At 59.1% G+C, this 16,573-nt stretch carries 24 protein-coding genes and 2 pseudogenes; 20 read left to right on the plus strand and 6 right to left on the minus strand.

Translation table 11 applies throughout. From position 1 onward, the window contains the following. Positions 1 to 128: 128 nt before the first annotated feature. Positions 129 to 1,148 (plus strand): DUF2167 domain-containing protein, encoded by a 1,020-nt coding sequence (locus tag C0Z19_RS00325; protein WP_102607811.1) that lies wholly within the window; start codon positions 129 to 131, stop codon positions 1,146 to 1,148. Between the two features lie 48 nt (positions 1,149 to 1,196). Next, positions 1,197 to 2,642 carry a sensor histidine kinase gene (locus C0Z19_RS00330; RefSeq protein WP_102607812.1) on the plus strand — a complete coding sequence of 482 codons (1,446 nt, stop codon included), beginning with the start codon at positions 1,197 to 1,199 and terminating at the stop codon, positions 2,640 to 2,642. Positions 2,643 to 2,652: 10 nt separating this feature from the next. On the opposite strand, the gene C0Z19_RS00335 is transcribed toward C0Z19_RS00330, so the two are convergent. Then, complete coding sequence (locus C0Z19_RS00335; protein ID WP_102607813.1) at positions 2,653 to 3,159, minus strand: acyl-CoA thioesterase; 507 nt, start codon at positions 3,157 to 3,159, stop codon at positions 2,653 to 2,655. Positions 3,160 to 3,465: 306 nt separating this feature from the next. Here C0Z19_RS00335 and C0Z19_RS00340 point away from each other — a divergent pair, with 306 nt between their 5' ends. Next, positions 3,466 to 4,422 carry a response regulator gene (locus C0Z19_RS00340; RefSeq protein WP_102607814.1) on the plus strand — a complete coding sequence of 319 codons (957 nt, stop codon included), beginning with the start codon at positions 3,466 to 3,468 and terminating at the stop codon, positions 4,420 to 4,422. A 91-nt stretch (positions 4,423 to 4,513) separates the two neighbouring features. On the opposite strand, the gene C0Z19_RS28550 is transcribed toward C0Z19_RS00340, so the two are convergent. Continuing rightward, the gene (locus C0Z19_RS28550) at positions 4,514 to 4,672 is read right to left on the minus strand and encodes a hypothetical protein (protein ID WP_233195928.1); all 159 of its coding nucleotides are present in this window, start codon (positions 4,670 to 4,672) and stop codon (positions 4,514 to 4,516) included. A gap of 305 nt (positions 4,673 to 4,977) precedes the next feature. Between C0Z19_RS28550 and C0Z19_RS00350 the strand changes: the two genes are divergently transcribed. From C0Z19_RS00350 to C0Z19_RS00380, 7 genes and pseudogenes are all read left to right on the plus strand, one after another. Continuing rightward, positions 4,978 to 5,514, plus strand: a complete 537-nt coding sequence (locus C0Z19_RS00350; protein ID WP_102607815.1) for a hypothetical protein — start codon at positions 4,978 to 4,980, stop codon at positions 5,512 to 5,514. Continuing rightward, positions 5,511 to 6,113, plus strand: coding sequence for a hypothetical protein (locus tag C0Z19_RS00355; RefSeq protein ID WP_102607816.1), 603 nt, complete (start codon positions 5,511 to 5,513; stop codon positions 6,111 to 6,113). Before C0Z19_RS00350 ends, C0Z19_RS00355 begins: the two co-directional genes overlap by 4 nt. 220 nt (positions 6,114 to 6,333) lie before the next feature. Beyond that, positions 6,334 to 7,014: pseudogene (locus C0Z19_RS00360) on the plus strand (IS5 family transposase); the annotation flags it as partial. A gap of 234 nt (positions 7,015 to 7,248) precedes the next feature. Next, positions 7,249 to 7,686, plus strand: coding sequence for a hypothetical protein (locus C0Z19_RS00365; RefSeq protein WP_146011967.1), 438 nt, complete (start codon positions 7,249 to 7,251; stop codon positions 7,684 to 7,686). 182 nt (positions 7,687 to 7,868) lie between these two features. Next, positions 7,869 to 8,084, plus strand: coding sequence for a hypothetical protein (locus tag C0Z19_RS28395; protein ID WP_175083972.1), 216 nt, complete (start codon positions 7,869 to 7,871; stop codon positions 8,082 to 8,084). Positions 8,085 to 8,248: 164 nt separating this feature from the next. Continuing rightward, positions 8,249 to 8,482, plus strand: coding sequence for a FitA-like ribbon-helix-helix domain-containing protein (locus C0Z19_RS00375; protein ID WP_102607818.1), 234 nt, complete (start codon positions 8,249 to 8,251; stop codon positions 8,480 to 8,482). Next, positions 8,469 to 8,888, plus strand: coding sequence for a type II toxin-antitoxin system VapC family toxin (locus C0Z19_RS00380; RefSeq protein ID WP_102607819.1), 420 nt, complete (start codon positions 8,469 to 8,471; stop codon positions 8,886 to 8,888). Before C0Z19_RS00375 ends, C0Z19_RS00380 begins: the two co-directional genes overlap by 14 nt. Positions 8,889 to 8,960: 72 nt before the next feature. Here the strand turns inward: C0Z19_RS00380 and C0Z19_RS29125 are convergent. Further along, positions 8,961 to 9,080: pseudogene (locus tag C0Z19_RS29125) on the minus strand (IS6 family transposase); the annotation flags it as partial. Between the two features lie 11 nt (positions 9,081 to 9,091). Between C0Z19_RS29125 and C0Z19_RS28135 the strand changes: the two are divergent. From C0Z19_RS28135 to C0Z19_RS00425, 10 genes are all read left to right on the plus strand, one after another. Beyond that, positions 9,092 to 9,259, plus strand: coding sequence for a hypothetical protein (locus tag C0Z19_RS28135; protein WP_158242927.1), 168 nt, complete (start codon positions 9,092 to 9,094; stop codon positions 9,257 to 9,259). Positions 9,260 to 9,578: 319 nt separating this feature from the next. After that, the gene (locus C0Z19_RS29130; RefSeq protein ID WP_158242928.1) at positions 9,579 to 9,953 is read left to right on the plus strand and encodes a DUF746 domain-containing protein; all 375 of its coding nucleotides are present in this window, start codon (positions 9,579 to 9,581) and stop codon (positions 9,951 to 9,953) included. 23 nt (positions 9,954 to 9,976) lie between these two features. Continuing rightward, a complete protein-coding gene (locus C0Z19_RS00390) occupies positions 9,977 to 10,396 on the plus strand; it encodes a DUF2513 domain-containing protein (protein WP_102607821.1) in 420 nt (139 codons plus the stop codon). 49 nt (positions 10,397 to 10,445) lie between these two features. Then, the gene (locus C0Z19_RS00395) at positions 10,446 to 10,880 is read left to right on the plus strand and encodes a septation protein IspZ (protein ID WP_102607822.1); all 435 of its coding nucleotides are present in this window, start codon (positions 10,446 to 10,448) and stop codon (positions 10,878 to 10,880) included. Positions 10,881 to 11,593: 713 nt separating this feature from the next. Beyond that, positions 11,594 to 11,956, plus strand: a complete 363-nt coding sequence (locus tag C0Z19_RS00400) for a hypothetical protein (RefSeq protein ID WP_102607823.1) — start codon at positions 11,594 to 11,596, stop codon at positions 11,954 to 11,956. 15 nt (positions 11,957 to 11,971) lie between these two features. After that, entirely contained in the window at positions 11,972 to 12,394 is a 423-nt protein-coding gene (locus C0Z19_RS00405) for a hypothetical protein (RefSeq protein ID WP_102607824.1), read from the plus strand. A gap of 18 nt (positions 12,395 to 12,412) precedes the next feature. Beyond that, entirely contained in the window at positions 12,413 to 12,970 is a 558-nt protein-coding gene (locus C0Z19_RS00410) for a DUF2726 domain-containing protein (RefSeq protein ID WP_102607825.1), read from the plus strand. Between the two features lie 170 nt (positions 12,971 to 13,140). After that, positions 13,141 to 13,311, plus strand: a complete 171-nt coding sequence (locus tag C0Z19_RS29135; RefSeq protein WP_438947144.1) for an H-NS family nucleoid-associated regulatory protein — start codon at positions 13,141 to 13,143, stop codon at positions 13,309 to 13,311. Positions 13,312 to 13,334: 23 nt separating this feature from the next. Beyond that, the gene (locus tag C0Z19_RS00420; protein ID WP_233195929.1) at positions 13,335 to 13,913 is read left to right on the plus strand and encodes a hypothetical protein; all 579 of its coding nucleotides are present in this window, start codon (positions 13,335 to 13,337) and stop codon (positions 13,911 to 13,913) included. 85 nt (positions 13,914 to 13,998) lie between these two features. Beyond that, the gene (locus tag C0Z19_RS00425) at positions 13,999 to 14,241 is read left to right on the plus strand and encodes an H-NS family nucleoid-associated regulatory protein (protein ID WP_233195930.1); all 243 of its coding nucleotides are present in this window, start codon (positions 13,999 to 14,001) and stop codon (positions 14,239 to 14,241) included. Positions 14,242 to 14,530: 289 nt separating this feature from the next. On the opposite strand, the gene C0Z19_RS00430 is transcribed toward C0Z19_RS00425, so the two are convergent. The 3 genes from C0Z19_RS00430 to C0Z19_RS00445 all read right to left on the minus strand — a co-directional run bounded on the left by C0Z19_RS00430 (position 14,531) and on the right by C0Z19_RS00445 (position 16,566). Further along, positions 14,531 to 14,818, minus strand: a complete 288-nt coding sequence (locus tag C0Z19_RS00430; protein WP_102607828.1) for a PAAR domain-containing protein — start codon at positions 14,816 to 14,818, stop codon at positions 14,531 to 14,533. Positions 14,819 to 14,830: 12 nt separating this feature from the next. Further along, positions 14,831 to 15,871 carry a T6SS immunity protein Tli4 family protein gene (locus tag C0Z19_RS28145; RefSeq protein WP_158242929.1) on the minus strand — a complete coding sequence of 347 codons (1,041 nt, stop codon included), beginning with the start codon at positions 15,869 to 15,871 and terminating at the stop codon, positions 14,831 to 14,833. A gap of 407 nt (positions 15,872 to 16,278) precedes the next feature. After that, a complete protein-coding gene (locus tag C0Z19_RS00445; RefSeq protein WP_102607830.1) occupies positions 16,279 to 16,566 on the minus strand; it encodes a PAAR domain-containing protein in 288 nt (95 codons plus the stop codon). Positions 16,567 to 16,573: the final 7 nt, after the last annotated feature.

Genomic DNA, 16,573 nt, shown 5'->3' on the forward strand with positions numbered 1-16,573 from the left:
AGACCACGGTCGAATCGAAATTGAACGATAATGTCTCGCTATCCTTCTGCGTCGTCCGGAATTTCATCGCCTTTCAATACGTGGGAAGGATAGGTATAGCCGCGTGCCACAACAACATACACATTATTATGGCTACATTCGTTATTCCGAGGAAATCTGCCGTACCCGCCGTATCTTTTGCGCTTTTGCTGGCCGCGCTTCCAAGCCATGCATCGCCGGCGAGCGCCCATCGCATTGTTCGCCACGACGTCGCCGCAAGCCGTGCGGCTGCGGCTGGCCCGGCATCGGCGCCGCGTGATGCCGATATCCCGTCCGAACTCTGGCACGATCCCCGCTGGGTGCAAGGGCCGGCGGCCGTACAGCTCGGGCAGGTGGCATCATTCGCCGTTCCCGCCGGCTTTCGTGCGTTGCCGCCGTCGCAACACGCGGGAAACGGCGCGTCCGATCCTGCCGCAGATTCGGTGAGCGACGAGGACGAGCCGATCACGGCGTTGGTCGCACCGAACGATGGCAGCTGGTCCATGGGGCTTCAAATCGACCGGGTAGGCTACATCGATACGAGTTCGGTCCATCTCGATCCGGCGGATCTCGCGTCGACGATGGACTTTCGCGGCGCCCCCTCTGTATTCGATGCCTCGGCGCGCTCGCAGATTTCCAACATGAAGGTGGTGACATGGGTGCGGGAGCCGCGATGGGATGCGGGCCAGCGCCGGCTCGATTGGATCGATAAGGAAACGGTGGTCGGCACGGGAGCGATTTCGGATACCACCTATCTGAACGCGGTGAAGCTGGGACGACGTGACGCGGTCAGCATGCAGCTCGAACTCGATGGCGACGACAGCAAGAACCGCGCGATCGCCTTGACGAAGACCTTCGATGAACTTGTCGGGCGGTTATCCTTCCGTCCCGGACAAGCCTACGCTGACTATCGGGACGGCGACGCCACCGCCACCCTCGCGCTGACCGATTACATCACGGGGCCCAAAACCGATCAGGAAAAGGCCGACGAAGCGAGAATTGCCAACTCCCTCGGCTTCGACTGGACAGGCTTTTTCGAGCGTATCTTGCCGTTGGCCGGCGTCGCGTTCGCGGGCCTTGGCGCACGGCGCTGGCGGCAGACTCGGCGCAATGGGGGCAGTGCGGGCTGAACGTGCGTGAATCGGCGCGCGAGAATAATGTCAATGTGAACGACCACCATGTACTCGTTATTGCCCGCATTCGTGTCGGCGTTGTTTCTTGGCTTCGGCCTTTACGTGTTGATCACGGAGGGCGTGACGCGCGTTTCGGTTCCTTTCGTCGCGATGTGCGCAACGACGTTCGTATGGCAAGGGGCTTGGGCCTTCTTGTTTCAAACCACCCATGCGGACACGGCGGCTGTGCTGGTGAAGGTCGGATATTTCTTCATCCTGTTCCTGCCTACCACGCTCTATCATTTTTCCGTAGAAGTGGTTTCGCGCCGCAGCGAGCGCTCCGCGCTGCTCGCGTCGTACGCCCTGTGCATCGTGCTCGCGATACTCTTGATCACCAGTAATCGCATCGTCGACGGTTTCAATTCGCACTTCTTCGGCGATTACCCGAGGGCCGGCCGGCTTCACCCCATCCACGTGATCCAGACGGTCCTGGTGGTGAGCCGCAGTGCGTGGCTGATCTTCACTGCCCGCCGCGATGCACGGGCGGCGGGCGTGCGCAAGCTGCTGAGCTTTTGCCTGCTGGGCGTCGTCATCTATTCGTTTGCGGCGGTCGACTACGCCGTCAACTACGGGTATGGCTTTTATCCGTCGGGATTCGTTTTCATCACCCTCAGTTTGGGCATTCTCGCCGTCGCGATCGTTCGCTATGGTTTGATGGGGCCGTACTTGTTGCTGGCGACGATGGCGCATGAGGTCGCCACTCCGCTCGCGACGATCGGCATGCATGCCGACGAGTTGCGCAGCGCGCTTCCCGAACTGATGCGCGGATATCGATTGGCGGTGCAGCATCGCCTGTGCGAGGACAAGCTGTATTCGTTGGATGAGCCGGATAGACTGCCGGGCCTCGCGTCGGCTATCCGTCGTCAGGTCAACAGCACGAGCGTGGTGATGGAGATGTCGCTCGCCTTGCTGACCTTGCGGCGATTGGACAAACGCAGTTTCGCGGCCTATTCCATCAAAGCGTGTGTCGACGCGGCGCTTGACCGATTTCCGTTTCGTGCCGGCGAACGAGAGCTGGTGTCCACGGTTCGGATCGATCCGGGGCTTCAGTTTTCAGGTTCGGATTCGCTGCTGATCTTCGTGCTCTTCAATTTGTTGAAGAACGCGCTCCAGGCGATTCAGGCGAGCGGAAAGGGCGACATTCATATCGAGGCGCAAAGTAGCGACGGTTTCGGCGTCCTGCGCTTCAGCGACACGGGGCCGGGCATCGCGCCCGATGTGCTAGCGCAGATCTTCGAGCCGTTTTATTCCACCAAGGCACCTGGCCGCGGATCCGGTGTGGGTTTGACGTTCTGCCGGCGCGTGTGTGAGGCATTCGGGGGCAGCATCGCTTGCGAGTCGGAACTGGGCGAGCATACAACCTTCATCTTGCGGCTACCCGAGCCCGGTTCGGCGATGGATCGCGGACGGCACGATCCATCGCCTTCATCACGACGCTATCGCCTCGGGTAAATCAGCTCGTTTAGTTCGTTTGCTTCGTCCCCGGCGGGGCGATCAGTTGGTACTCCATGAACCGCTCGCCCATGTTGCCGGGCATCCGTCGAATGCGTTTGTCCGGGCCCGCGAACACGACTTGCTGATACCCCATCGAAACGGGCCGGCCGTCCACGTAAAAGCGGAACAACAAATAGGCCGAGCATTGCTTGACCTCGAGCGTGTTGAGGTAGCAATCCACGCGCTGGAACGGGAACGTCTCCTGGACGTACTCTTGATGCGCGCGCTTGGTGACAAATGCCCCCTTGATGCCGAGCATGTCGTCATTCACGCATTGGTGAAACCAACGCTCGCGGCAGATGCCCTGCCATTCGAAGTAGCGAGAGAAGTAAGTGTTCATATAGGCGTTCGAATCCTTCAGATAGATGTCGATGACATGATGAAAGGTCTTGTTGGCTGCAACGTCCGCCGCGAGGGGCGTCAGCAATGCGGCGCCGGTGGACAGGAGTTGGGGAATTGCGTCACGTGTCGACATGAAATAGTCCTGCAAAAAAATCGCTACTAGCGGTAGCGGCCCGTTCCCCGGAAGTGGGGAATGCGCGATTCTTGCAGTTCATGCAACATTTATCTTGCGGACAGCGCAAAAATGCAGATGATCCAATTAAGTTGGCGTGAACGCAGGCTGTGCATCGGCCTTTGTGATGTGGATATTTGCATAAAATGATAGGATTGCCTGATCTAGACGGGGTACGGGATAATCGCCCCGTCGGCTCTTTGCGTACGGCCGGCGGCCATTGTTTAGGCCATCCGGTCGATACCCGTCCCTTTGGTTGAGGTTGGAATGAGTCCGTTTGTCAGGCAGCCCATGCTTCACCCTGCATCGGTCGTTTTTCTGGACGACAGCGAGGATTTCCTGCACGGTTTGCAGGGGATCTTTCGCGATCGCGAGTTGAACTGGTTTTTTTCGAAACCGCAGGCCGCGCTCGATTTCATGGCGTCTCGCCATCGCCGCCCGCCCGCTGTCCGCATTGCGGGAACCAACGTTTCGGAAATCGAACGGGCCTCCAATGCATTGGGCCGGGACGCACTCAGCGATGAATCGAGGTTTGAAGAGATCGCCGCGGTGGTGGTGGACTACGAAATGCCGGAAATGGATGGCATCCGGTTTCTCTCGTCGATCGGCGATGTGGAATGCACCAAAATCTTGCTCACCGGTGCGGCAGGTTATCGGGAGGCGGTGGATGCCTTCAACGCAGGGTTGATCGATGTGTATTTAAGAAAAACCGATGCCGATATGCCTGGCAAGCTGGCGGCCGTGCTGGCCGAAGCGAACAAAAAGCATTGCGCGGCGAGAGGCCACATCGGTGTGCACGATATCGGGACTGCCTACGCCGATCCGAGGGTCCTCGACTTGCTCGGCGAATTGGCTGCTCGCGAAAAACTGGTGGAGTATTACTGGCGTCCTGAACAGAACGCGGTGTTGATGTTCGACGCCATGGCCAACCCGAGTGTTTTCATTGCTTGGGATGCGGAGGAATGGGCGTTTCAGATCGACACGGTGGCGGACGCGGACGGTCCCAAGTGGTTGCGACAGGGGCTGGAAGATCGCTCGATCATACCGCTGTTTTGGCCGTATCAGGCATATCATCCCGCGCTGACGTTCATTCCAACGGCGAAGCCCATTCCCGTTCCGGGCTGGGAAGGCGCGTTATATAGTCTGACGCGGCTCGACGCATCCGAGATCGATGCGGGGCTGACCACGTTCGCACAATGGCGGAGGTCGAAGCGCGAGGCTTGAGGCCTTAGTCCTTAGACGCGGTAGGCGCAGGCGGCCGTGAGGGCCGCCCGATTCTTGATGCAGATTTAAAGCGCCGGCTAAACGAGTCGATTTAAAAGCGCGGTTCAGCCTCGAGCATGCGGTCTCGCGGGCTCGTAGCGTGCTCGACCCCGTCGCGAATGGCGGCCACGCGGCGCGTCAAGCGCGGATGCGTGCGCGAGATCTCCGTGAGAAAACCGAAGATCGGCGGCACCATGCTTCCTTGTTCCATCCGAGCATCTGCAGCGCGGTGCGCGATGCGTGCAGATCCTTCGAAAGATAGGCGCCGATGCTGTCGCAGGTGTATTCGCGCGAGCGCGAATAGGCTTTCCCGAGGAACGGAATGAACAATGCGGGCAGTATCGATTACAGCATGCCGAAATCTCGTTACGGCTCGTGTATAGTGCGCTCGCTGCCTCGCAGTCGCTTCCGCCGAATGTGTGGCTGCGATTGTTTTTCTTGGATCGATCCGATCGAAGTGGCAAGCCGGTGGGCGCCGGTAAGCGTCGGTAAGCAAACCCATGCAGATTTCCATTCATGAATCAGCAGCCGAAAACCACGTTGATCGACACGACGCTAGAGCGCATTGAGGCCAACCTCGTCCTCAGCCGCGCCGACGAGAAAACCGTCGAACTCTATCGTGTAACGACGCGCGACGGTTGCTATTTCGCCGCTCGCGGCGACCTCGATCGAGAAGCCTTCCAGCATATCGAGCAATTGCAGCCGGGCATGGCGGTGCGAGTCTGTGCCTTCGACGAGCGCGGCCGGCGCCATATCGCGTGGATGAGGGGCATCGAACGCAGCTTGCCTCCTTATGATTTGCTCGGGCAAAGACAGCGGAATTTGACGCTGCTGCCCATTTCATTGGCGTTGCTCTCGCTGAGTGTTGTCGCCGTGGGGATTCCCGCGTCGACGATTACGTTTCTGGCTCTGCTCATAGCGATCATCAGCTTATTCGGTTGCGCGATCGCGATCGGTGGACTGATCAGTTCGCTCAATCCGGCACGGATCGAAGCTCAGGAGCGCTGGCAGAGCGAACCGTACCGGTTTGTTGCGCAAGGGAGCGATCGATGACGATCGATACTGTCCAAATCATTTCGGGGGGCGTGATATCGGCGAGCCAGAAGCCGATCGTCATTGACGTCTGGAGTCCGAATCTGGGGCCCACGACCGATCAGGACGAACAAATCACGGTACGGCTCGATTCGATCGATCGGCCGCTGATACTCAAGACGGGCACGACGCGCGAGCTGTTCATCGGCACGGGCGATCGATTGGATGTGGCATACATCGAGCTTCCCGATCGTCTGGCGATCCTGGGTATCCGGAATGTGAAGGATGGCTCGGTGTATCTGGTGCGCACCGCGGACGTCGTTAGCGCCCGCCGGGAAATCTATACGACGCTTTCTGCCCAGATCGTTTGCGCGATCGTTGCCGGGCTGATGGGTTTCGTCAAACGCAGCATCCATGTCGTCGTCGAGCCATTGCTCCTCGGTGTGGCGGTTTGCGCGGGTTTGGGCGCGGTGAGTGCCATCGTGCGCACGGTGTCCGGACGCAGTGTATGGCCCGACGTCAGAAAACTCGTGCAACCGGGTGGCAAACGTGAGATGGACGCAGCGCGCAAAGCACTTGTGCTCGAACCCGACGAAGTGCGCGCGATTCGGTTTCTTTGAAATCGCCCGCGCCTCTCGGCGGTTCTTCTTTGGCGGCGCGCGCGGCACTGCCCGCAATGCTGGCTAATAGTCTGGTTGGCCACAGCGCAGGCTAGGTAGTCGGACCTGAACAATCCTGTGAGGCATGTGCAATCAGGCCGTGAGGGCGAAACGGTGTTGTTGGATTTGCAGGAAGCAGGCATATTGACGCGTGAATCCTGCAAATCCTGACGAGGTGTGGATGGGTTCGAAGACGCCGGTGCCACAGGGAGATTTTTTCCGTCAACCGCTGCGCGAGCAGATCAACTTGAAGCATCCGTTGATTGGCCTTGCCGATCTGATCGACTGGGATCGGTTGAGCACGGCGATGAGCGCGAGCTTTGTGTCGCCCCGCGGGCGACCGGCAACCTCGCCGCGTTTGATTGCAGGGCTGCTGTACTTGCAGCACGCGTTCAATCTGTCGGACGAGGAGGTCGTTTGGCAATGGCTTGAGAACCCGTACTGGCAAGTGTTCACCGGCGAGACGTTCTTACAGACGCAGCCGCCGATCGATCCGTCGAGCCTGACGCGCTGGCGCAAGCGGCTAGGCGAGGCTGGTGTGGAAGAACTGCTGGCCGAGACCATCGAGGCGGCCAAACGAGGGAACGTCATCAAGACGTCGAGCCTGAAGCGGGTAATCGTCGATACGACGGTCATGGAGAAGGCGTTTGCGCATCCCACCGATTCGCGCTTGCTCGAACGTTGCAGAGAACATTTGGTGAAGGCTGCTGCGCGGCATGGCCTGAAGCTGCGGCAGAACTACAACCGTGAAGCGCCACGACTGGCGGGCCGGATTGGCCGCTACGCGCATGCGAAGCAGTACAAGCGGATGAAGAAAGCGTTGCGCACTTTGCGTTCGCGATGTACGCGCTGCATGTCGGATCGAGGCGATTGGCTGGCAGAGGCTTTTTTTCGAGCCGTTTTCGACGGTGACTACGAGTACTGCGGCCCTTGGGACGAGGTGCGTCGGCGCCACGGCTGTTTCAAAGTGGCGAATGCCTACGAATGGGCTAGAGGCACCAACGAGATTATCGGCATCTTGAATACGTTGCCCAGGCCATGCTCGAGAGTCGAGTTGATCGAGGCCTTCGGGCTGTAAATGGTACGTCGGAAAACTATGGCAAGGTCGATCGAAGATGTATTCATGGTGCTGACCGCCAACTCGGTCGAAGAGATTGTCCGCCGAGGAGGCGTCGCGTATTGGATCGCGGACGCTCAGCGCGTGGGCGGATGCCGGTATGTGATTGCCGCGCGCAACCGCAACGATCGCCACGAGGAGCCCGGGGGAGAGGAAGAGCACGGTGCAGCGTTCTTCATCGGGGAAATCGGGAAGGGCATTTACACGCGCGACGAGCCTGGGTACGAACGACGCATCATTGTCGGCGTGACGCGCTTCGCTAGAGTGGATATCCCGGGCGTTTGGGCGCCACGTGGCAGTAATCCCGTGCGGTACGGTTCGATGAGCGAACTGCCCGTCGAACTCGATAGCCTCAGGTGGGTACCGTGGCCCCGCGCCCGCGCGGTTCGGGGTCTCGTCAAGGTAATAGAGCTCTGATCAAGGTTTCGCAGGAAAACCTCGCGTACCGACTTGTGGCGCGGCATGGCGTCACTACCACTCCTGCCGCGTATCGCGGGCTCGACCCTCATAGCCCTCTGCTTAGGGCTGGCGACGGCGAGCCATTCACGTTCACGCGGCGCGTCACTGGAAGCGGCGCGATCAGCTATTCATGCGAGTCCTTGACGGAGATTGTCCGGCGATTGCACCAGCAGGCAGGCATCGAAGGCGGTGACGCTTCGGCTGCCCGGCGCAGCTTTGCTGTCCAACTTCACCGGCAAGGTCGGTCGCTGAAACTCATCCAGACGCTGATCGGCGTTTCTAGCCTGTCTGCCGTTAAAAACCTCATCGAGGCCGATCCGGTGCGGCTGGCAGCGATTGTGAGCGGGGTGATCTAGGCTGGCCTGCGGAGCGCGAAAGGCGCAGCCGTTTGGAGCCGTAACTTGTCAGGTTGGCACTCGCGCGCAGCGCGTGATGGCGTGTCGCCTGAATTTGCTATCAATGCTTGCACTTCTCGCGCGGCATGCTATCATTGATAGCAATTCGAATGTTGGGGTAAATCATGGCAAATCTCCTGGTTAGAAATGTGGATGAGGGACTTGTCCAAAGCCTGCGCGAGCGGGCCGCAGCCCATGGGCGCAGCGCCGAAGCCGAGCATCGCGAGATTTTGGCAAAGGCGCTACGCGCTCCACAGCGCAAGACGTTCGCAGAAGTGTTGATGAGCATTCCGAACGTCGGAACTGATGCCGATTTTGCGCGCGTGGATGACGGTGAGGCAGCGAATGTATTTGGTTGATACCAACGTCATCAGCGAAATACGGAAGCGGGATCGAGCGGACAAGGGCGTAATGGCTTTCTTCCGCAAGGCGGCGCAGGATGATGCCGATCTGTACCTCTCGGTGGTAACGATTGGCGAACTGCGGCGCGGTGTGGAAATCATTCGTCATCGTGGCGACAAGCCCCAGGCAACGCGACTTGAAAAATGGCTCGATGGCGTGCGTCGGGAGTTTGCTTCGAACGTTCTGGCGGTGGACGAGGAGATAGGGCAGCTATGGGGACGCCTGCGCGTCCCTCATCCCGAACACTCGCTCGACAAGTTGATCGCGGCAACTGCGTTGATTCACGACCTGATTGTGGTGACGCGGAACGTCGATGATTTCGCTGGAACAGGTGCCCGCGTGCTGAACCCGTTCAAGGGGTAGTGCCAGGACGGTATTGTCAAGTTGTTCGGTAGGCGCAGGAGCGAGGGCGAAGGGAGAAGGTAATGGATCGGCTTACGCGGGCATGCGGACGCACGAAGCCTTTTCCCAGGCCGCGAAGGCCTGTGCGCGTGCTTGGCGTTTGTGTTGCGCGTTGCCGTGGTAGCGGCAGCCCATGAACAGATTGGAAATCCGCTATTCCCGATTTGACGGTTGCCGATGCCATTCGACTCGCGATCAACGCGCTACGGGACGTTGCCGAGTCGCACAAGATGCCCTCGGGCATCGAGCTGGATAAGGCAACGGCCGAGCTGCACGCGAGCGCGGCCGATGTGCTGGATGAATCGCTCAAGCAGCTGCGCGGGCACGAATAGGAAAAGCCAGGTGACGCCGACAATACGTTGCTTCGATCCGAACGCGCCCCTCTATACGAAAGGTGGCCGACCGCTTCCTGATACGGAGGACCGGACATTTAGCGCCTTCGTATTGCGCGCGTTGCGTGACGCGCGCTCAAAGAGCGAGGTGCCCCCAGCATGCCCGCACTGTGGGAGTCGTGAGACCATTCTCGCTAGCCGCCCGCACACGCGCCTGCCCCGTCCGACGTTCCTGTGCCGCGACTGTTGGCGACGCTATAACCGTCTCACAGGCACGCCGCTCGCACGTCTGCGCCACGAGACGAAGCTACCGGCCTTTGTGAGGCTGCTTTCTCAACAGATTTCGTATGCGAAAGCGGCCGACAGGTTGGGGGTCGACTACACTGCGATCGCGAACTGGACGGCCAAGTTTCGAGCCTGGTTTCGCGAACTCGACCCGACGTGCGAGTGGGAAAGGCGCGTCCGCCTGGGCCTGAAACCTCGCGCGCTGGGGGCATGCCCGAACTGCACAGCTCAAGCGCTGCGTTTTTACGGCTTTGCTTCCGAGTCTGGCGACCGGCGCTTAAGCTGCGTCGCCTGTGGCAGCGTTTTTTCGCTCAGCAAACTGGGCGGTGAACTCCAGTGCGCGGTGAGCTACGATCCGGCGGTCGCATCTGGCCGACTCGACTTGCCGCGCATGCAGCGCGTTGATTGATCGGAAAACGACGGGAAGGGAATATGAAGCGAGATTGGGACTTACTGCGAAAGCAGCTGACGGACATAGAAGAAGGCCGGGACGTGCTCGCGGATATCCCAGACGCACCGAAATGGACAGACGACCTGACGTGGGAAGCCTACGATGATCTCGCGAAAGATCAAAGGGCTATCGAAGAGCGAATTGCCGGGCACTTGGAACTGCTCATCGACAGTGGCTACGTGGAAGGCCCGCAAGTACTCCGAGGTGCCGACAATCACTTTGCGTACGGCTCGTCTGCGCCGCGCCTCACTATGGCTGGCCACGATCTGCTCGATACCATGCGATCCACCACAATTTGGGAATCGATCAAATCGACCGCTCGGACAAAGGGCATAGAGCTGACGTTCGACGCTATCAAGGCACTCGCTGGATACGCTTTGAAGCACGCGTTGGGCGCATAGGAAAACGGGAAAAAAGCAGGGCAGATGCCATTACACATCGGGGATAAAAATGGCTTGGGGAATATTTTGGCGGGTCTGGCTCAGCGAATTTTGTGCGTCGCTGGCATTGATGGCACTTTTCCTGGTAACGCCGTTGAAGCCCGTGTTGTATGCGGGCCGGTGGACGCTCTGGCATCCAACCATCGTGTTCGCCTGGTTCGCGCTGCTTTTGTTCGCGAGCTTGCTGCGCGGCGGTAACGGGCTGCTGTACCTGGCATGGGGACGTTTGCTTGACAGGCCGGAATCTTTTTGGAGACGACTCAACGCTTGGACCGGGGGGCTCTACGTTGCGCTCGCGATAGCGAATATCGCTGTAGCCCACGCAGTTTCGTTCCGCATCTGGCTGCATCTGAAAAATTTCGGACCGCTCCTAATCCTGCTTGGTTTTTCGGTTTGGGCTGCTTGCCACCTTACCAACAACGGCCGAGCCACCGCGGTCGCTTGATACAACGGAAAACGCGGGAAAGATGGCCGGTTTGACGCACGTTTTGATGTTGATGAGTTCTCTGGGCGCTGCTCAAATTGCAGAGCAACAACCAATCTTACGAGGAGCGTCAAAATGATGAGCAAATTCGACAAGCTTTTCTGGGCTGGCATGTTCGTCGCGCTCATAGCGCTGGCGATCATGGCGAATACGCGGTGTCCTGAGTGGCTGAGTGCGGCGCTGTTTGGTTAGCGGAGAATATCTCCAACAGGAATCGCCGGCCTCGCCAGTGCAAGGGAAAATGCGATGAAGACGATTCGATGGATGCTCGCGACGCACAGTTCGCGCTCGAGCAAGCGTGATGGCGTGTGATTAAGGACAGCACGGAAAACCGCTCGCTTATGTCCCTTCAGCGTCGCGGATACAACAAGGCAGGTGCTATCACCCAGGAGGGACGCGAAGCGCTCGTGGGAGGTCTGGGCAACAAGGTGGCGAACGACGCAACATGCATCGGATGCGGATGCGGATGCGGATGCACGGATAGCCACGCTTGCCACGACGAGCTCGAGGGCGGACCAGTGCCACTGGCACCGCGTCGACCGCGGCGCGCGTATCGGTGTCCGCAGTTCATGCAGGGAATTGGAGAGTGCCTGGGACGCCGGCGATCGCGCGATGCGGGTGCCGCTCGAGCAGGCTGGCCGGTAACAGTGGAAAACGAAAAACGGGAGCTTTTGATGTTCACACTGATTGCGAAAGTCGCCTATAAAGGCGAGCTGCTCGAAGTGATGGAAACGGAAGTGTCGGAAACCGAGCGTAAGCGGTTGATCGCCGCGGCGCTCAGCGACGATCGCGCCTTGCCGAACAACGGTCAGGAAATGGAAGACGGCGAGGTCTGGATCGACCTGCACGACAAAGACGGCGATATCGTGTCCGATGAGCCGGTTTGCTTCCATAAGGCCGATGCAGCTGACGCCTTGGTGCTGCACTTCGGCGCGCCGGCGAGCGTGGCAACGGATTGCCTTTCGAAACGCAACGTCGAGGCGCACTACGCAGACCATCGAGCGGGCGTTCGCTTCGCTGTCAGCGGCTCCCGTTAAATCGGAAAACGGACGATGATCTACTTCACAACGCAGATCGGCCCCGAGTGGACCAAGGTTCTTCTCGGGCAGCAAATCGAGGCGCAGGTGGATGGTTGGATTGCAGAGGAGGCCGACCGTCTGAGCGACGCACAGCAGGCACAGGCACGCAGGGCGCTCGATGACTTCCACGCAGGCCTGAGCAGACAGTGGATCACGATTCAGTCCACGGACGACAAGGTGGCCGGCGTGTTTCGCTACATGCTCTCGTTCCTCGTCGAATTCACCGAGCCAGGTCGAAACGGAGACGAGCACCGCGAGGCTCTGATCCGCGACGCCTACGGGCCGGGTGCCGTTGATCAAAACGTCCTCGCGAAGCTGCGCGAGGAAGGCGAGCGCCTCCACCCTGCGCTTCATGGCCTCGCGCATGTCATCGAGCAGGTCGCGCCAGGCCAATAACGGGACGGAAAACAAGGTATGAAGATCAATCTTGCTATGGTGGTCGTGGTCGTCGCAGTTTTTGTCATACTTGCCGCACTGGCTCGGCTGAAGGCCAATGGCCGCACCGGGAGCTACAAGCGTCGAAACCTCCTGACTGACAACGAGCTGGAGTTTTTCGACAGGTTGGTCAAGGCGCTGCCTGCGCACTACATTTTCCCCCAGGTCGCCATGTCGGCTCTGCTGGAAGCATCGAGCGGCGATAAAAAGATCGCACATAGTGATCGCCTACGGATCGCGCAACAGCGTGTTGATTATGTCATCTGCGATTCGCGATGCAAGGTGGTTGCTGTCGTGGAGTTGGACGACAGGACACATTCACGCACAAAGGACAACGTACGCGATAGTCGGCTTGAAAAAGCTGGAATCCGGACCGTCCGCTTCCAGTCGCGGAACAAGCCGACTATCGATCTCATCCGCACCTCAGTTTTGCACGCAGACCGTGAGAGCGAACAGGGATGTGGGATCGGCACGAGCGATGTGAAGCCGGGGGCGTTGGTCGAGATCGCGTCGGTGCCGTCGAAATCGGCCAACTAAACGATTCGGAAAACAGGCGCGCGAGCGCTCCGCAGCGGCCGGTAGCCGATGAAAACGAAAGCATGCCGACCTACAAAGAATTACTAGCCAAGCAACGAGAACTTGACGCTCAGATCGCAGCGGCGAGGAATGAGGAGCGGAGTCACGCAATCGCGACGATTCGCGAACTGATGCAGCAATTTGACATTACCGCGGGCGACCTCGCTGCGAAGCGAGACGCGTATAAGCGGGGCGCTTCGCAGGCGAAGTACCGCGATCCCGTGAGCGGCGCAACGTGGAGCGGGATGGGCCGCGAACCCCGGTGGATCGCAGGCAAAGATCGCACCGCCTTCGCCATCTGAAAGACCGGAAAACCGAAAGCGTAGTGAAACAGTTTACGATCGCCGTCCTCGCAACGGCAGGCTTGCTGTGTACAAGTGCATACGCCGCACGCAACGCCGGCGGTGTGGACGACGCGGAAGGAGCTTATGGTGTTCTGTTCCCGCTGTCGCAAGCGGCCCCGAATTCCCGGATGACGCCGGGCGCGTTGAATCGCGATGTGACGCAATCGACAATTCATTCGACGATCTGCGTGAAGGGGTATACGCGCGCGATTCGGCCGGAAGAAGGTTACACGGAGCGCCTGAAGCGTGAACAGATTGTGGCCTATGGCTACAGTGACCGTCGGCTGCGCGACTACGAGGAAGATCACCTCGTGAGTCTCGAACTCGGTGGGTCGCCGACAGACCCGCGAAACCTGTGGCCCGAGCCGCACCATGTCGTTGGAGGATGGGGATCGTATGCCAAAGATCGCCTCGAGAACAAGCTGAAACATCTGGTGTGCAGTGGGCGGATGTCGCTCGCCGACGCGCAGCGGGCGATCGCGAACGATTGGATTAGTGCCTATAAGCAGTTCGTCAGTCAGGTGCCGGCCGAGAAGCGCCGGCACCGCGACGATGACTGACGCCAAGGGAAGCTGAATTATGGTGAAAGGACGAATTCCCGACGAAGAGGCTCGCGAGCGCCTGATCTTGTGGATTCGACGTCGCATGGATGAGTTCGGCATTACGCCGCAAGCCATCGCTGATTCCATCCAGCAGGATCTGGAGAACCGCCCCGTCTTTCGCGATGCTCGCGGCAACGAGTGGAACGGCCAAGGCGAGATGCCGACGTGGCTACGCGCCGCGAAAAATGCCGGGGTGAGCCCCGACTTCTTTCGCATCGATCGAGCGCCATCCCCAACGGCCGAGGACGGCGAGATTGATCCTCGCCAGCTCGATCTTTTCTTTTAACCGACGACGGGAAAGTGCAGTCGAGCGCGACGATGATCGTTGAACTGCGCACGACGCAACGCCGGGACTACCGCCTTTGCGTCGACGCTCGATACCGTCACGATGATAAAGCGACAGCGTTGGAGGTGGGATGGCCGAGCTCGGGCGTGGCACCTTACGGAATGAGGAGAACCATCAGCCGGCAACGCCGATCGTTTGGATCGAACCGCAACCAGCAATGGTTATCACAAGAGCCAAAGTCATCATTATTCCAATCAACGTGCGCATCATCATCATTTCCTCTTTTGGTTTAGACCTCGATATACGACACCGACTGCGACGCGACCAGCCGAGGCGGCGTTGGGCACTGGCAGGCGCAAAGGTCGTCGTTCAGCGCTGCTTGTCGCCCGTCCGGCCCGGTTGTTGAAATCCGCGGACCATCGCACACGATCTTGCCCATCGCTTTGCAGGCAGGACACCAAACGGGATCGTTCTCGTATGCCTGTTCGCGATCTCCAATCAGATCCTTGCCGTCCCCGCTCTGCACGATGCCGCCAGCGGTCGTGCTGTCGCCCTTGACAATATCGTACCGGCGCATAGGCGACTCCCTTTACACCGCGCCGGGGCGCAGATGCAAGCTGTTCAACAACGTGTCCCACACTTGAAGCGCGCCGGCTTCGTCGACAGGGGCGGTGGCTTGTTCTGGCGTCAGATCGGGACTGCTTGCGCCAAGCAATAGTTGAACGGCGGTGTGGGGCTTCGCCAACGTGCTCGGGTCGCCCGGTGCGAGCAAGTAAAACCGATAGGAAGTGATCCCGCCGTCTTGGATCTCGAACAAGACTTCTTCTGCATTCATGCCGGCGATGGCGCGCTTGCCCTCGCGAAGAATGCGGTAGTGCCCCGGCTGCCGGGACAGTTGGGCACGCAGAGCGGGTAATGTCTTGGTCAGGGGCTCGTTTTGATCCTGTTCGACTGAATCGCGCATCTGAATTACGAGTAGCGCGGGGCGTCCGGGCATCAGCGCGAACGACTGGCTGGCTTCCTCTGTCGTCGTCGACGAGCCTGTCACGATCCCACCGTCAAAGCAGAAGCCAGATTCCGCTGGTACTGTCCAGTTATCGCGAGCCTTGAAGCGACGAATCTCGTCGTCGTAAATGCTGGCTGCCTTGTCGATTGCCGTCGATCCGATTCGGCCGGTGATCCTAAAAAGCGTGCCGCCTGCGTATACATAGCTCTCTGTATCGAATGGGAGGTCAACCCCCTCGGTTTCAGCATCCTGGTAAATGAATACGCGCGAGTAATGAGTCGGAGAAAGTATTTTCTCCAACCAAGCATGATTCGTTTCGTTGTTTCGATTTCCAGGATCTATACGTTTCTTGCTGCGCAATTCATGCTCTCGGGCCCCGACTCTCGCCTGGAACGATTCAAGCGATACGTTATACTGGGTTTGGAGGCTGTCTCCGTCATATTCATACCGTTGATTTGAAATCTCGCTTGCAGCGGGTCGGTTGAACATAAACCGGCCGATGCACCAGGGCCGCAGGTTGGACAGCAAGGGATTTGTAGTTATCGTCGGCTCACCGGAGAATGCGGTCGAGCAAGCACACGCGCTCGCCGCGAATAACAAAATTTTTGACAGGTATTTCAGCATGATGGCTCCGGCGCGTCCTGCGCAATTTGGACAACGCTATAGAGCAAAGCCCACCGTGTCCAAGGATGGCTGTAACTAAATTGGAGGCTGTAACAGAAACAGGCCGTCAAAATGTAATGAGTTGACTGAGCGCGACTCCCTCTGTTTGGTCGCGGTAGGGACGATGGTTACCCATCGCCCCTACCGCGACCAACGAAACCGGCGCACCGGCCGATGGCGGAACGGGGACCGAAGCTTTCTTCACGAACTCATGATATTCGCCGACATCTCCAACAACCTGACAGTACGATTAACCCTAACCACACACCGGAATGCAATGTAATGACGCGCACCCAAACATTCCGACCGTAAGGACGAGCACCGTCGCGATTTCAATAAGCCTCTTGACCATTTCTCCCTCTTTGAGTTCAGACTTCGATATATGACACCGACTGCGACGCGACCAGTTGCGGAGGCGTTGGGCACTGGCAGACGCAGAGGTCGTCGCTTAGCGCTGCTTGTCTCCCATCCGGCCCGGTCGTTGATATCCGCGGACCATCGCACACGATCTTACCCATCGCCTTACAAGCAGGACACCAAACGGGATCGTTCTCGTAGGCCTGCTCGCGATCGCCGATCAGATCGTTACCGTCTCCGGCCTGCACGATGCCGCCTGCGGTTGTGGCGTCTCCCTTGACAATGTCGTACCGCCGCATAGGTGAC

Source organism: Trinickia soli (assembly GCF_002879855.1).
Classification (GTDB): domain Bacteria; phylum Pseudomonadota; class Gammaproteobacteria; order Burkholderiales; family Burkholderiaceae; genus Trinickia; species Trinickia soli.

Coding starts and splice junctions, on each gene's coding strand:
- C0Z19_RS00410 (WP_102607825.1), top strand. CDS start 12,413: ATGAAGATCAATCTTGCTATGGTGGTCGTGGTCGTCGCAGTTTTTGTC.
- C0Z19_RS28145 (WP_158242929.1), bottom strand. CDS start 15,871: ATGCTGAAATACCTGTCAAAAATTTTGTTATTCGCGGCGAGCGCGTGT.
- C0Z19_RS29135 (WP_438947144.1), top strand. CDS start 13,141: ATGCAGCAATTTGACATTACCGCGGGCGACCTCGCTGCGAAGCGAGAC.
- C0Z19_RS00330 (WP_102607812.1), top strand. CDS start 1,197: ATGTACTCGTTATTGCCCGCATTCGTGTCGGCGTTGTTTCTTGGCTTC.
- C0Z19_RS00340 (WP_102607814.1), top strand. CDS start 3,466: ATGAGTCCGTTTGTCAGGCAGCCCATGCTTCACCCTGCATCGGTCGTT.
- C0Z19_RS00365 (WP_146011967.1), top strand. CDS start 7,249: ATGGCAAGGTCGATCGAAGATGTATTCATGGTGCTGACCGCCAACTCG.
- C0Z19_RS00335 (WP_102607813.1), bottom strand. CDS start 3,159: ATGTCGACACGTGACGCAATTCCCCAACTCCTGTCCACCGGCGCCGCA.
- C0Z19_RS00405 (WP_102607824.1), top strand. CDS start 11,972: ATGATCTACTTCACAACGCAGATCGGCCCCGAGTGGACCAAGGTTCTT.
- C0Z19_RS00350 (WP_102607815.1), top strand. CDS start 4,978: ATGAATCAGCAGCCGAAAACCACGTTGATCGACACGACGCTAGAGCGC.
- C0Z19_RS28550 (WP_233195928.1), bottom strand. CDS start 4,672: ATGGAACAAGGAAGCATGGTGCCGCCGATCTTCGGTTTTCTCACGGAG.
- C0Z19_RS00375 (WP_102607818.1), top strand. CDS start 8,249: ATGGCAAATCTCCTGGTTAGAAATGTGGATGAGGGACTTGTCCAAAGC.
- C0Z19_RS00395 (WP_102607822.1), top strand. CDS start 10,446: ATGGCTTGGGGAATATTTTGGCGGGTCTGGCTCAGCGAATTTTGTGCG.
- C0Z19_RS00400 (WP_102607823.1), top strand. CDS start 11,594: ATGTTCACACTGATTGCGAAAGTCGCCTATAAAGGCGAGCTGCTCGAA.
- C0Z19_RS00430 (WP_102607828.1), bottom strand. CDS start 14,818: ATGCGCCGGTACGATATTGTCAAGGGCGACAGCACGACCGCTGGCGGC.
- C0Z19_RS00380 (WP_102607819.1), top strand. CDS start 8,469: ATGTATTTGGTTGATACCAACGTCATCAGCGAAATACGGAAGCGGGAT.
- C0Z19_RS00425 (WP_233195930.1), top strand. CDS start 13,999: ATGGATGAGTTCGGCATTACGCCGCAAGCCATCGCTGATTCCATCCAG.
- C0Z19_RS00355 (WP_102607816.1), top strand. CDS start 5,511: ATGACGATCGATACTGTCCAAATCATTTCGGGGGGCGTGATATCGGCG.
- C0Z19_RS00445 (WP_102607830.1), bottom strand. CDS start 16,566: ATGCGGCGGTACGACATTGTCAAGGGAGACGCCACAACCGCAGGCGGC.
- C0Z19_RS00390 (WP_102607821.1), top strand. CDS start 9,977: ATGAAGCGAGATTGGGACTTACTGCGAAAGCAGCTGACGGACATAGAA.
- C0Z19_RS00325 (WP_102607811.1), top strand. CDS start 129: ATGGCTACATTCGTTATTCCGAGGAAATCTGCCGTACCCGCCGTATCT.